The organism is Streptomyces sp. NBC_00122 (assembly GCF_045160845.1).
GTDB lineage: Bacteria > Actinomycetota > Actinomycetes > Streptomycetales > Streptomycetaceae > Streptomyces.
This window is the reverse complement of the sequence record NZ_CP108191.1, coordinates 6,518,062-6,530,668: the sequence shown is the minus strand read 5'-3', so window position 1 is coordinate 6,530,668 and position 12,607 is coordinate 6,518,062. Positions and strand designations below refer to the sequence as shown.

The following is a 12,607-nucleotide window of genomic DNA, read 5'->3' as shown; positions in this document are numbered from 1 at the left end:
CACCGGACGTTCGACGAGCCTCTGACGGAACTCATCCGATGCCGGGGATGTGGGAGACGAGGAGGTCGATGAGCTTGATCCCGACGAACGGCAGGACGAGCCCGCCCAGGCCGTAGACGGCGAGGTTGCGGCGCAGCAGGTCGTGGGCTGAGGCGGGCCGGTAGCGGACGCCGCGCAGGGCCAGTGGGATGAGCGCGATGATGATCAGCGCGTTGAAGATGATCGCCGAGGTGATCGCGGACCGGGGGCTGTGCAGGCCCATGATGTTCAGCGCCTCCAGGCCCGGGTAGGCGGCGGTGAACATGGCCGGGATGATCGCGAAGTACTTCGCGACGTCGTTGGTGATCGAGAAGGTCGTCAGCGCGCCTCGGGTGATGAGGAGCTGCTTGCCGATCTCGACGATCTCGATGAGCTTGGTGGTGTTGGAGTCCAGGTCCACCATGTTCCCGGCCTCCTTGGCGGCCGACGTACCCGTGTTCATGGCCACGCCGACATCGGCCTGGGCCAGAGCGGGGGCGTCATTCGTGCCGTCGCCGGTCATCGCGACCAGCTTGCCGCCCGCCTGCTCCCGCTTGATGAGGGCCATCTTGTCCTCGGGGGTGGCTTCCGCCAGGTACTCGTCGACGCCGGCCTCGGCGGCGATCGCCCGGGCGGTCAGCTCGTTGTCCCCGGTCACCATGACCGTACGGATCCCCATGGCGCGCAGCTCCGCGAACCGCTCCCGGATGCCGTCCTTGACCACGTCCTTGAGGTGGATGATCCCGAGGACCCGCGGCCCGTCCCAGTCGTGGACGGCGACCAGCAGCGGGGTGCCACCGGACTGCGAGACCTGCGCGGACCAGCTGGCGGCTTCCGCCTGCACGGTTCCGCCGCGCATCGCCACCCAGTCCATCACCTGGGCCGCCGCTCCCTTGCGGATGGCGAGGCCGACGCCGTTGTCCCAGCTCAGGTTGATCCCGCTCATCCGGGTGCGGGCGCTGAACTCCGTGAAGCGGGGGTTGGCCAGCTCGTGTTCGGCCGGCGGGGTGAGGCCGTACCGGGCGGCGAGCTCGACGACCGACCGGCCCTCGGGCGTCTCGTCGGCCAGGGAGGAGAGCTGGGCGGCGTCCGCCAGCGTGCTGTGGTCGACTCCCGGCAGGGGGATGAAGGCAGTTGCCTCCCTGTTGCCGTGGGTGATGGTGCCGGTCTTGTCGAGGAGGAGGGTGTTCACATCTCCGGCTGCCTCCACCGCGCGGCCGCTCATGGCGAGCACGTTGCGCTGGACGAGCCGGTCCATGCCGGCGATGCCGATGGCGGAGAGCAGGGCGCCGATGGTGGTGGGGATCAGGGTGACCAGCAGGGCCACCAGAGTGGTGGTCGACTGGGCGGCCTTCGCGTAGCCCGCCATCGGCTCCAGGCTGACGACGACCAGGATGAAGATGACCGTGAGCGCGGCCAGCAGGATGTTCAGCGCGATCTCGTTCGGGGTCTTCTGCCGGGAGGCGCCCTCGACCAGGGCGATCATCCGGTCGATGAAACTTTCGCCGGGACGGGAAGTGACCCGTACGACGACCGAGTCCGACAGGACGGTCGTACCGCCGGTGACGCCCGACCGGTCGCCACCCGACTCCCGCAGGACCGGGCCGGATTCGCCGGTGACGGCCGACTCGTCGACCATCGCCGCACCGTCGACGACGTCACCGTCCGCCGGGACCAGCTCCCCGGCCTCGACGAGCACGAAGTCGAGCGGCTGGAGTTCGGCCGGCGTGACCACCTCGGTCTCCGCGGTACGCAGGTTCGTCCCGTACGTCCAGTGCTTCAGGCGGACCGCGACCGTGTCGGTCCGGGCCTTGCGCAGCGAGGCGGCCTGGGCACGGCCGCGGCCCTCGGCGACGGCCTCCGCGAAGTTGGCGAAGAGTACGGTCAGCCACAGCCAGACGCTGATCACCCAGGTGAACACCGACGGGTGGATGAGCGCGGACAGCGTCGTGAGTACGGATCCCACGGCGACGACGAACAGCACCGGCTTCCCGACCAGTTCGCGCGGGTGCAGCTTGGCGGCGGCCTCCCGGGCCGAGGCAGCGAGCTGGCCGGGCTCCAGCATGTTCGCCGGTCCGGGGCGCCTGCGGGGCGGCCGGGTGACCGGGGGCTGCGGAGGATTCCCGAGACCCGGGGGAACGTGCCGCGTGGCAGCGGAAGACATCGGATGACCTTCTGAGGAGCGGATTCGACAGGGCGGCCCCTGCCCGCACGACGGCGGGCAGGGGCACGGGATTGAAGGAGCGCTGCCGGCGGCCCCGCACATGGGACCCCCTCGGCCGTCGTATGCGAAATCGGGGCCTCCGGCAGCGCGACAGGCAGGAACCTACTGCCGATTCTGGGTCAACCGGTCGTACGGGGAGGGGAATTGGCGGCATCTTGACGACGGCGCACGGGACGCGCCAAACGGCCGTCAAGAGCACGTCAGCGGGCGTCGGCAGTGATGCGGAACCGCAGTCGGCAGATCACCGCATCGGTGTCCCGGCGTACCGCATTTCGGCCTGATCGTCTCCCAACTCGCCGTCCGGGTCCGACGGCTCCAGGCCGTGGTCGTCACCGACGCCGGGCACCTGGCCCGCCTCCAGGCGGCCGCCCGCCTGGCCGAGGACGGCGGCTCGCCCGAGGCCGTGGTCGAGCACGTGCGCAGGGAACTCGTCGGCCTGCTGGGCCTGCGCGGCTGCCGCTTCGAGTACGGCAGCCTGATCGGGCACCGCCCCCGTCTGGAACACGGCGCCGGGGTCTGGCTCCGCCACGGGGCCGGATCGTCGACTACGACGCCTGGCCCGACGGCGAGACCGAACTCCGCGTCGTGGGTGGCGGGCACTACTACGGCCCGTTCCTCCTCGACCCGGTTCCGGGTCCCCTGCCCCCGGAGGAGGCCCGCCTGGTCGCCGTCGCCCTCGCCGCCCAGGCCGGCGCGGCCCTGGACACCGCCGGACTGGCCCGGAAGGCATGAAAGCCGCACTTCACGGGAGGTCGGCGGCGGTCCGCGTATGGGGGGCGTTAAAGGTTCCCGTGTGCCCGTATGGAGGTCATCAAAGCCTCTTAACGCGGGGGGCGACGCGCGGTTTGCTCGGTCTCGGCCACACCGGCCGATTCCATTTCATCACTTCATCAGGAGCTCACGATGGCCGATCTGGCCTTCGTCGTCACCACGGTCGCGGTCTTCGCGCTGGTGGCTCTCATCGCCCGAGGGGTGGCCAAGCTGTGACCGTCGAGAACATCGTCGGCCTCGCCGTGGCCGTCTCCCTGCTGGGTTACCTCGTCCTCGCCCTTGTGTACCCGGAGAGGTTCTGAGCTGACATGAGTCCCCAGATCGCTGGTGTGCTCCAGCTGCTCGCGCTGATCGCCGCGCTCGCGCTGGCGTACCGTCCGCTCGGCGACTACATGGCCCGGGTCTACTCCTCCGAGAAGCACTACAGGCCGGAGAAGTGGATCTACAAGGCCATCGGTGCCAACCCGAACGCCGAGATGCGCTGGCCCGCCTACCTCCGCGGCGTCCTGGCCTTCTCGGCCGTGAGCGTCCTGTTCCTCTACCTGCTGCAGCGCCTGCAGGGCAGCCTGCCCGGCTCGCTCGGCTTCCAGTCGATCGACCCGGACCAGGCCTTCAACACCGCCGCGTCCTTCGTCGCGAACACGAACTGGCAGTCGTACTACGGCGAGCAGGCCATGGGCCACGTCGTACAGACCGGCGGCCTCGCCGTGCAGAACTTCGTCTCGGCCGCGGTCGGCATGGCCGTCGCGGTGGCCCTCGTACGGGGCTTCGCACGCTCCCGTACCGGTGAGCTCGGCAACTTCTGGTCGGACCTGGTGCGCGGCACCGTCCGGATCCTGCTGCCGATCTCCGTGATCGGCGCGATCGTCCTGGTCGCCTGCGGCGCGATCCAGAACTTCGCCGGGATCCACGAGGTCGGACAGTTCCTGGGCGGCACGCAGCAGTGGAACGGCGGTGCGGTCGCCTCGCAGGAGGCCATCAAGGAACTGGGTACGAACGGCGGCGGCTACTTCAACGCCAACTCCGCCCACCCCTTCGAGAACCCCACCCCCTTCTCCAACCTCTTCGAGATCTTCCTCATCCTCGTCATCCCGTTCGCGCTCACCCGCACGTTCGGCAAGATGGTCGGCTCGGTCAAGCAGGGCTACGCGATCCTGGCGACGATGGCCGTCATCTGGCTCGGGTTCACCGCGCTGATGATGTGGACCGAATTCGCCCACCACGGTCCCGCGTTCGACATCGCGGGCGGGGCGATGGAGGGCAAGGAGACCCGCTTCGGCGTCGGCGGCTCGTCCATCTTCGCCGTGGCGACCACGCTCACCTCCACCGGCGCGGTCAACTCCTTCCACTCCTCCTACACCGGCTTCGGCGGTGGTATCGCGATGCTGGGCATGCAGCTGGGCGAGATCGCGCCCGGCGGTGTGGGCTCCGGTCTGTACGGCATGCTGGTCATGGCGATCATCGCCGTGTTCATCGCGGGTCTGATGGTCGGCCGCACCCCGGAATACCTGGGCAAGAAGATCGGCACCCGCGAGATCAAGCTCGCCGCCTGCTACATCCTCATCACCCCGGCGCTGGTGCTGTGCTTCACCGCCGCGGCGATGGCCCTGCCCACCCCGGTCACCTCCATGGCCAACCCGGGAGCGCACGGCTTCTCGGAGATCCTCTACGCCTACACCTCGGGCGCCAACAACAACGGCTCCGCCTTCGCGGGCCTGAACGCCGACACGCAGTGGTTCAACAGCACCATCGGCATCGCGATGCTGCTCGGCCGGTTCCTCCCGATGGTGTTCGTCCTCGCGCTGGCCGGATCGCTCGCCGAGCAGAAGCCCGTACCGGAGACGGCGGGAACCCTGCGCACCGACAAGCCCCTCTACGCCGGCCTGCTCGTCGGCACGATCATCATCATCACGGGTCTGACCTACTTCCCGGCGCTCGCGCTGGGTCCGCTCGCCGAAGGGCTGGCGTCATGACCTCCGACACCAGGAATCAAGAGGACGTCATGTCGACCGTGACTCCGACCCGCGCTCCGCACCAGGACGTACCCACCGGCCACAAGCCGGACGGCCGCCACGTCGGCGGGGGGCTGTTCGACCCCAAGCAGCTGCTGAAGTCCTTCCCGGACGCCGTGCGCAAGCTCGACCCCCGCGTGATGGTCAAGTCACCGGTGATGTTCGTGGTCCTGATCGGCTCGGTGGTCACCACCGTGCTGGCGCTGAAGGACCCGACGGACTGGTTCGGCTGGGCCATCACCGCCTGGCTGTGGCTGACCACGATCTTCGCCAACCTCGCCGAGGCCGTGGCCGAGGGCCGCGGCAAGGCCCAGGCCGACACCCTGCGCAAGGCCAAGACCGACACCGTCGCCCGCCGCCTGACCAAGGACGGCACAGGCGAGGAACAGGTCCCCGGCACCGATCTGCGCATCGGCGACCTGGTGGTCTGCGAGGCCGGAGACACCATCCCCGGCGACGGCGACGTCGTCGAGGGCGTGGCCTCGGTCGACGAGTCCGCCATCACCGGCGAGTCCGCGCCCGTGATCCGGGAGTCCGGCGGCGACCGCAGCGCCGTCACCGGCGGGACGAAGGTCCTCTCCGACCGGATCGTCATCAAGATCACCACCAAGCCCGGCGAAACCTTCATCGACCGGATGATCAACCTGGTCGAGGGCGCCGCCCGGCAGAAGACTCCGAACGAGATCGCGCTCAACATCCTGCTCGCGTCCCTCACCATCGTCTTCCTGCTCGCCGTCGTCACCCTCCAGCCCTTCGCGATCTACGCCGGCGCCAAGCAGTCGATGATCGTCCTCACCGCGCTGCTGGTCTGCCTGATCCCGACGACCATCGGCGCGCTGCTCTCGGCCATCGGCATCGCCGGCATGGACCGGCTCGTCCAGCGCAACGTCCTGGCCATGTCCGGCCGCGCGGTCGAGGCCGCCGGCGACGTGTCCACACTGCTGCTCGACAAGACCGGCACCATCACCCTCGGCAACCGGCAGGCCTCCGAGTTCGTACCCGTCAAGGGCGTCACCGACGCCGAACTGGCCGACGCCGCTCAGCTGTCCTCGCTCGCGGACGAGACCCCCGAGGGCCGCTCGATCGTGGTCCTGGCCAAGGAGAAGTACGGACTGCGCGAACGCCACCAGGGCGAGCTCGCCCACGCCGAATGGATCGTCTTCACCGCCCAGACCCGCATGTCGGGTGTGGACGTCGACGGCCGCTTGGTCCGCAAGGGTGCGACCGGGTCGGTCATCGCGTGGGTGAACGAGCGCGGTGGCGACGTCGCGGACGACGCGCAGACGCTCACCGACACGATCTCGCAGGCCGGCGGCACCCCGCTGCTCGTCGCCGTCGACGACGAGAAGGGCGCCCGGGTCCTGGGTGTCATCCACCTCAAGGACGTCGTCAAGGAGGGCATGCGGGAGCGGTTCGACGAGCTGCGCCGCATGGGCATCAAGACCGTCATGATCACCGGCGACAACCCGCTGACCGCCAAGGCCATCGCGGAAGAAGCCGGTGTGGACGACTTCCTCGCCGAGGCCACGCCCGAGGACAAGATGGCCCTCATCAAGCGGGAACAGGCGGGCGGCAAGCTCGTCGCCATGACCGGCGACGGCACGAACGACGCGCCCGCACTCGCCCAGGCCGACGTCGGCGTCGCGATGAACACCGGTACCTCGGCCGCCAAGGAGGCCGGGAACATGGTGGACCTGGACTCCAACCCCACCAAGCTCATCGAGATCGTCGAGATCGGCAAGCAGCTGCTGATCACCCGGGGCGCGCTGACCACCTTCTCCATCGCCAACGACGTCGCGAAGTACTTCGCGATCATCCCGGCCATGTTCGCCGTGGTCTACCCGGGCCTCGACAAGCTCAACGTCATGGGCCTGGCCTCCCCCGAGTCCGCGATCCTGTCCGCCGTCATCTTCAACGCGCTGATCATCATCGCGCTCGTCCCGCTCGCCCTCAAGGGCGTGCAGTACAAGCCGACCAGCGCCGACAAGATGCTCCGCCGCAACCTCGGCATCTACGGACTCGGCGGCCTCGTCGCCCCGTTCATCGGCATCAAGATCATTGACCTCCTCATCTCCCTCATCCCCGGAATCGGCTGAGCCATGAACAACTCCGTAGGCAACACAGCACGTCTGATCGGTGCGGGTCTGAGGGCCCTGCTCGTCCTGACGATCGTGTGCGGCGTGCTCTACCCGCTCGCCGTCACCGGGATCGCCCAAGCCCTGTTCCACGACAAGGCCAACGGCTCCGAGATCAAGGACAAGAGCGGCAACGTCGTCGGCTCCTCCCTCATCGGGCAGACCTACAACCTGCCCAAGCAGGACCCGGACGACCCGGAGGAGGCGGCGAAGCCGGACCTGAAGTGGTTCCAGCCCCGGCTCTCGGGCGGCCTCGGCACCAACAGCGTCAACACCCAGTACTCCCTCATCCTCTCCGGCGCCACCAACAAGGCCGGCGACAACCCGGACCTTGTCAAGCTGGTCACGGACACCAAGGAGGCCGTGGTCGCCGACAACTCCACGGCGACCTACAAGGTCAGGCCCGAGGACGTGCCGGCCGACGCCGTCACCTCCTCCGGTTCCGGCCTGGACCCGCAGATCTCGCCCGCGTACGCCGAACTGCAGGTCCACCGGGTCGCCGAGAAGAACGGCCTGGACCTCGAGCGGGTCGAGAAGCTCGTCGCCGACCACACCGAGGGCCGCACCCTCGGCTTCATGGGCGAGCCCCGCGTCAACGTCCTGGAGCTCAACACCGCGCTCAAGGCACTGACCGGGAACTGACGGTTCGCCCGAACCGGGAGCCGGCTGGGTGCGCACCGTTCGCACCCCGCCGGCTCCTCACCGCTCCGCTCACGACGAAGGAAGGCTGCACACCGATGCCCCGGGTGCTGGTGGTGGAGGACGATCCCCAGCTCGTCCGCGCGCTCAAGATCAATCTCCAGGCGCGGAAGTTCGACGTCGAGGAGGCTCCCGACGGCGGCTCGGCCCTGCGGCTCGCCGCGGCCCGCAAGCCCGACGTCATCGTCCTCGACCTCGGGCTGCCCGACATGGACGGCATCGACGTCATCAAGGGGGTGCGCGGGTGGAGCCGGGTCCCGATCCTGGTCCTGTCCGCCCGGCACACCTCGGAGGACAAGATCCGGGCGCTGGACGCCGGCGCCGACGACTACGTCACCAAGCCCTTCAGCATGGACGAGCTCCTGGCCCGGCTCCGGGCGGCCACCCGGCGCCAGGCGGATCCGGAGCAGCGGACCGGCGAGGTCACGCTGGTCACGACGGACGGGTTCACCATCGACCTGCTCGCCAAGAAGGTCCAGCGCGGCGACCGCGCCGTACGGCTCACCCCGACCGAGTGGCACCTGCTGGAGATCCTCGTCACCCACCCGGGTCACCTGGTCTCCCAGAGCCGGCTGCTGCTCGAGGTCTGGGGCCCGACCTACGGTGAGAACACCAACTACCTGCGCGTCTACATGGCCCAGCTCCGGCGGAAGCTCGAGGCGAACCCCTCCCACCCCCGGTACCTGATCACGGAACCGGGCATGGGCTACCGCTTCGAACCCTGAACAGGAACAGGAACAGAGTCGCAATCATGGGACGCGGACGTGCTGGAGTTCGCCCCGGGGGGGGTGAACGCCACCCAGATCGTCCTGGGTGTGAGCCGCAGGCGCTCCTGGCAGTACGTGTTCGGACCCGGGGTCAGCGCGACCGTCGCGCGCGAGTCCGGGCCGGACCTGGACGTCCACATCGTCACCCACGACGCCGCGGCCAAGGGCCGCGGCCTGCCGATCGCCCGCAGGGCGCGGCTGGGGCGGTCCCGGATCATCTGGGGCTGGGTGACGGGCATCGCCGGCCCGGCCCTGCTGACCCTGCTGCTCAGCCAGGTCGTCCCCGAACTCGGGCTGGCGAACGACATGCTGCTGTTCCTGACGTGCACGGTCGCGGCCGCCCTGCTGGGCGGGCTGCTGTCGGCGCTCGCGTCGGCGGCCTTCGGATCGCTGCTCCTGAACTACTTCTTCACGCCACCGCTCTACCAGCTGACCATCGCCGACCCGAAGAACATCGTGGCCATCGCGATCTTCGTGGGGGTGGCGGTCTCGGTGGCGTCCGTGGTCGACCTCGCGGCCCGCCGCACCCACCAGGCCGCCCGGCTCCGGGCCGAGTCCGAGATCCTCTCCTTCCTCGCCGGCAGCGTCCTGCGCGGAGAGGACTCCCTCGACGCCCTGCTGGAACGGCTCCGCGAGACCTTCTCCATGGATTCCGCGGCCCTGCTGGAGCGCGCCAGCGAGGTCGACGCCTGGACCACGGCCGCGGCCGTCGGCAGCCATCCGGTGAGCCGCCCGCCCACACCCCGCAGAGCCCCGTGCCCGACCCCCGCTTCGGCGTCTCCGGCCCGCCGTGAGGACGCAGGTCACCGTCATCCGCACGCCCCGCGAGGCCACCGCGGCGGGTCGAGATGTGTTCAGGAGGCAACAGTCTGCAGCCACACCGGCAGCAACAGGAGGGAAACGACCGAACTCTTGATCACGACGGACGCGGAGAGCGCGACGCCGACGTCGTAGCGCTGGGCAAAGATGAACAGGTTCTGCGGGGTCGGCATCGCGGCGATCACGACGAGGTACGCGAGCCACTCGCCCCGGATCCCGAACACCGCCCCGCACACCGCCCAGGTGAGCAGCGGGAAGGCCAGGCACTTGAAGGCGATGAGGGCCATCTCCTCGCGCGTGGTGCCCCGCACGTCCAGGCCGAGGCCGCCGAGGTGGAGGCCGAGGGCGAACAGGGCCACCGGGGAGGCGCTGTCCCCCACGAAGGCGGCGCCGTCCAGGACCACCGTGGGGATGTGCACCGACAGCAGGTTGAGCACGATGGCCGCGTTGCAGGCGAGGACCAGCGGCGTGGCCAGCGAGGCACCGACCGCGCGGGCAAGGCGCCGGCCGGGACCGCCCGCCTCGGGTCCCGCACGGCCCAGTTCCATCAGGGAGATGACGACCAGGGACAGGACGCACACCTGGAACAGCAGGATCGGGAAGATCGGGGCCGCCGTCCCGAACACGGTGATGAAGACGGGGACGGCGAAGTAGGCGGTGTTCACCTGGACCCCGGCCATCACGCGCAGAGCGACCGCGCGGGGCTCCCGGATCCCGTGGGCCACGGCCGCCGCCGCGACCACGGCCACGGCGAGGGCCGCCGCACCGGCGTAGCCGCCGATCGCCTGCCAGTCGAAGAGGGCCGCGAGATCACCGGCGTAGATGTTGCCGAACAGGTAGCAGGGCACGGCGAAGAGGAAGGCGTAGTCGGAGAAGGCCTTCGAGGCCTCGGCCGGGACGACCTTGCGGCGGGCGAGCAGCACCCCGCCGCCGAAGGCCAGCAGCACCGGCACGAGCTTCTCCAGTGCGGCTGCCCCACCCATGTGTACCGGCTCCCCCAGATCGACCGGGATGCAGCCTACCTCCACGGCGCGCGGCACATAGGCTGGACCGATCATGAGCGACAGAGCCCGCACCCGCCTGCCCCGCCTGCCCCGCCGGACCCGCGAACGCACCGCCGAGCCGTCCGCCGGTGCCCGGGTGCCCGGCGCGCTGGCGCAGCTCGCCGTGGTGATGCGCACGCCCGCGCGCGCGGCGCAGCCCTTGTTCGCACAGGCGCCCAAGGCCTGGCAGCGGGTGCTGCCGTTCGCCGTCGTCGGCGTGTTCGTGGTGACGCTGCTGCCGGTGACCATCGCGGTGCTGACCAACGACTACGCGCTGGGCGGCGGCTGGGCGGGCGCGCTGGGAGTGGCGCAGACCGTACCGCTGATGCTCGCCGTGACCCGCCCGCTGCACGCCTGGGCCGTGGTCCTGGCAGCGGACACGATCGGCGGGGTGCTGCTGATCCACGCCGACAAGGTGGCCGGGCACGCCTGGCCGTGGACACCGATGGCCATCGTCGGCTACCTGGTGCTGATGGCCTGCCTGGGGCTGCGCGAGTCCATCCGGACCCTGGTCGGGGTGTGGCTGGTGACCGGCGGGGTCGGGGCCGTGCTCGGCTTCTTCCAGCCGGCGGACACCATGAACACCGCGGCGCTGCTCTTCGTGCTCGGCGGGGTGATGCTGGCGCTGACGGGCGCGGTGCGCGGGCTGGGCGACGCGCAGCAGCGCATCGCCGAGCAGGAGAGCATCAGCGAGGCGGAGCGGGCCCGGCGGACGCTGCTGGAGGAACGGGCCCGGATCGCCAGGGAGTTGCACGACGTGGTGGCCCACCACATGTCGGTCATCACCGTCCAGGCCGACTCCGCGCCGTACCGGCTGCCGGGCATGGCGGAGCCGGTACGGGAGGAGTTCGCCGCGATCGCGGCCGGCGCGCGCGAGTCGCTGGGCGAGATGCGGCGGCTGCTGACCGTCCTGCGCGGGGACGGCGCGGGCGGCGGCGCGGACGGCGAGCGGGCCCCGCAGCCGGGGATCGACCGGCTGCAGCAGCTGGTGGAGGCGACCGTACGGGCCGGCCAGCCGGTGGAGTTGTCCCTGGCGGCCGGAGCGGCCGGGGCGGCGCCGCCGGCCGTGGACCTGTCGGCGTACCGGATCGTGCAGGAAGCGCTCGCCAATGTGGTGCGGCACGCGCCCGGGGCGCGGACCCGGGTGTCGGTGACCGTCGACGAGGACGAGGTGCTCGTGCTCGTGGTCAACGGTCCGGCCCGGGACGCCGTGGTGGTGCTGGAGAGTTCGGGCACGGGGCACGGTCTGGTGGGGATGCGGGAGCGCGTACGGTTGACCGGCGGGACGCTGGACACCGGTCCGCTGCCCGACGGCGGCTTCCGGGTCGCCGCCCGTCTGCCCCTGAACTCCAGCAGCGAGGATCCGAGTTGACCATCCGCGTGATCATCGTCGACGACCAGGCCATGGTGCGGGCGGGGTTCGCCGCGCTGCTGTCGGCGCAGGCCGACATCGATGTGGTCGGTGAGGCTCCCGACGGGCGGCAGGGCGTCCAGGTGTCCCGCACCACGCATCCCGACGTGGTGCTGATGGACGTGCGGATGCCGGAGATGGACGGGCTCACGGCGGCCCGCGAGATCCTCGACCCCCCGCCCGGAGTGGTGCACCGGCCGAGGGTGCTGATGCTGACCACCTTCGACATCGACGACTACGTGTACGAGGCGCTGCGCGCGGGCGCCTCCGGGTTCCTGCTGAAGGACGCCCCGCCGGCCGATCTGATCGCGGCGGTACGGGTCGTCGCGTCGGGCGAGGCCCTGCTGGCGCCCTCGGTGACCCGGCGGCTGATCGCGGACTTCGTCCAGCAGCGGCCGGCGCCGCGCAAGGACCCGGCGCTGCGGCTGAACGGGCTCACCCCGCGTGAGACCGAGGTACTGGAGCTCATCGCGCGCGGGCTGTCGAACCAGGAGATCGCCGGCCATCTGGTGCTGGCGGAGCAGACGGTCAAGACGCACATCGGGCGGGTGCTCGGCAAGCTCGACCTGCGGGACAGGGCCCAGGCGGTGATCTTCGCCTACGAGGCGGGCCTGGTGCGCCCGGGCGACGCCGGCTGACCCCCTCTCCTCCACCCCCTACCGGGGTATGACATCCGACTTGGCTCCACGGTCGGACGTCCGCGCGGGC

Annotated in this window: 11 protein-coding genes and 1 pseudogene; 9 read left to right on the top strand and 3 right to left on the bottom strand. The window is 70.4% G+C overall.

Going from position 1 to position 12,607, the window contains the following annotated elements; genetic code table 11:
• Positions 1-31 precede the first annotated feature (31 nt).
• Together kdpB (OG737_RS29715) and OG737_RS29710 are read right to left on the bottom strand one after the other, a co-directional pair.
• Positions 32-2,182 (bottom strand): potassium-transporting ATPase subunit KdpB, encoded by a 2,151-nt coding sequence (gene kdpB / locus OG737_RS29715; protein ID WP_405676967.1) that lies wholly within the window; start codon positions 2,180-2,182, stop codon positions 32-34.
• Positions 2,183-2,483: 301 nt separating this feature from the next.
• Positions 2,484-2,771: a hypothetical protein gene (locus tag OG737_RS29710; RefSeq protein ID WP_328929291.1), complete on the bottom strand. Its 288-nt coding sequence runs from the start codon at positions 2,769-2,771 to the stop codon at positions 2,484-2,486.
• A 56-nt stretch (positions 2,772-2,827) separates the two neighbouring features.
• Between OG737_RS29710 and OG737_RS29705 the strand changes: the two genes are divergently transcribed.
• The 7 genes and pseudogenes from OG737_RS29705 to OG737_RS29675 all read left to right on the top strand — a co-directional run.
• Positions 2,828-2,974, top strand: coding sequence for a hypothetical protein (locus tag OG737_RS29705; protein ID WP_328929290.1), 147 nt, complete (start codon positions 2,828-2,830; stop codon positions 2,972-2,974).
• 251 nt (positions 2,975-3,225) lie between these two features.
• Positions 3,226-3,315, top strand: a complete 90-nt coding sequence (kdpF, locus tag OG737_RS29700) for a K(+)-transporting ATPase subunit F (protein ID WP_037807443.1) — start codon at positions 3,226-3,228, stop codon at positions 3,313-3,315.
• A 6-nt stretch (positions 3,316-3,321) separates the two neighbouring features.
• A complete protein-coding gene (gene kdpA / locus OG737_RS29695; protein ID WP_328929289.1) occupies positions 3,322-4,986 on the top strand; it encodes a potassium-transporting ATPase subunit KdpA in 1,665 nt (554 codons plus the stop codon).
• A complete protein-coding gene (kdpB, locus tag OG737_RS29690) occupies positions 4,983-7,121 on the top strand; it encodes a potassium-transporting ATPase subunit KdpB (RefSeq protein WP_328929288.1) in 2,139 nt (712 codons plus the stop codon). The genes kdpA and kdpB (OG737_RS29690) overlap by 4 nt, the downstream gene beginning before the upstream one ends.
• A 3-nt stretch (positions 7,122-7,124) precedes the next feature.
• Positions 7,125-7,802: a potassium-transporting ATPase subunit C gene (locus OG737_RS29685; RefSeq protein ID WP_328929287.1), complete on the top strand. Its 678-nt coding sequence runs from the start codon at positions 7,125-7,127 to the stop codon at positions 7,800-7,802.
• A 95-nt stretch (positions 7,803-7,897) separates the two neighbouring features.
• Positions 7,898-8,584, top strand: coding sequence for a response regulator (locus OG737_RS29680; protein WP_328929286.1), 687 nt, complete (start codon positions 7,898-7,900; stop codon positions 8,582-8,584).
• Between the two features lie 39 nt (positions 8,585-8,623).
• Positions 8,624-9,361 (top strand): annotated as a pseudogene (locus tag OG737_RS29675) (DUF4118 domain-containing protein); the annotation flags it as partial.
• A 119-nt stretch (positions 9,362-9,480) separates the two neighbouring features.
• Here the strand turns inward: OG737_RS29675 and OG737_RS29670 are convergent.
• Positions 9,481-10,428 (bottom strand): AEC family transporter, encoded by a 948-nt coding sequence (locus tag OG737_RS29670; RefSeq protein WP_328929285.1) that lies wholly within the window; start codon positions 10,426-10,428, stop codon positions 9,481-9,483.
• A 73-nt stretch (positions 10,429-10,501) separates the two neighbouring features.
• Here OG737_RS29670 and OG737_RS29665 point away from each other — a divergent pair, with 73 nt between their 5' ends.
• A complete protein-coding gene (locus tag OG737_RS29665; protein ID WP_328929284.1) occupies positions 10,502-11,860 on the top strand; it encodes a sensor histidine kinase in 1,359 nt (452 codons plus the stop codon).
• Positions 11,857-12,537 (top strand): response regulator transcription factor, encoded by a 681-nt coding sequence (locus OG737_RS29660; protein WP_328929283.1) that lies wholly within the window; start codon positions 11,857-11,859, stop codon positions 12,535-12,537. The genes OG737_RS29665 and OG737_RS29660 overlap by 4 nt, the downstream gene beginning before the upstream one ends.
• Positions 12,538-12,607 lie beyond the last annotated feature (70 nt).

What these genes read in the sequence shown, in the direction of transcription:
- kdpB (WP_328929288.1), top strand. Translation starts at nt 4,983, where the DNA reads ATGACCTCCGACACCAGGAATCAAGAGGACGTCATGTCGACCGTGACT.
- OG737_RS29685 (WP_328929287.1), top strand. Translation starts at nt 7,125, where the DNA reads ATGAACAACTCCGTAGGCAACACAGCACGTCTGATCGGTGCGGGTCTG.
- OG737_RS29665 (WP_328929284.1), top strand. Translation starts at nt 10,502, where the DNA reads ATGAGCGACAGAGCCCGCACCCGCCTGCCCCGCCTGCCCCGCCGGACC.
- OG737_RS29670 (WP_328929285.1), bottom strand. Translation starts at nt 10,428, where the DNA reads ATGGGTGGGGCAGCCGCACTGGAGAAGCTCGTGCCGGTGCTGCTGGCC.
- kdpB (WP_405676967.1), bottom strand. Translation starts at nt 2,182, where the DNA reads ATGTCTTCCGCTGCCACGCGGCACGTTCCCCCGGGTCTCGGGAATCCT.
- OG737_RS29680 (WP_328929286.1), top strand. Translation starts at nt 7,898, where the DNA reads ATGCCCCGGGTGCTGGTGGTGGAGGACGATCCCCAGCTCGTCCGCGCG.
- kdpA (WP_328929289.1), top strand. Translation starts at nt 3,322, where the DNA reads ATGAGTCCCCAGATCGCTGGTGTGCTCCAGCTGCTCGCGCTGATCGCC.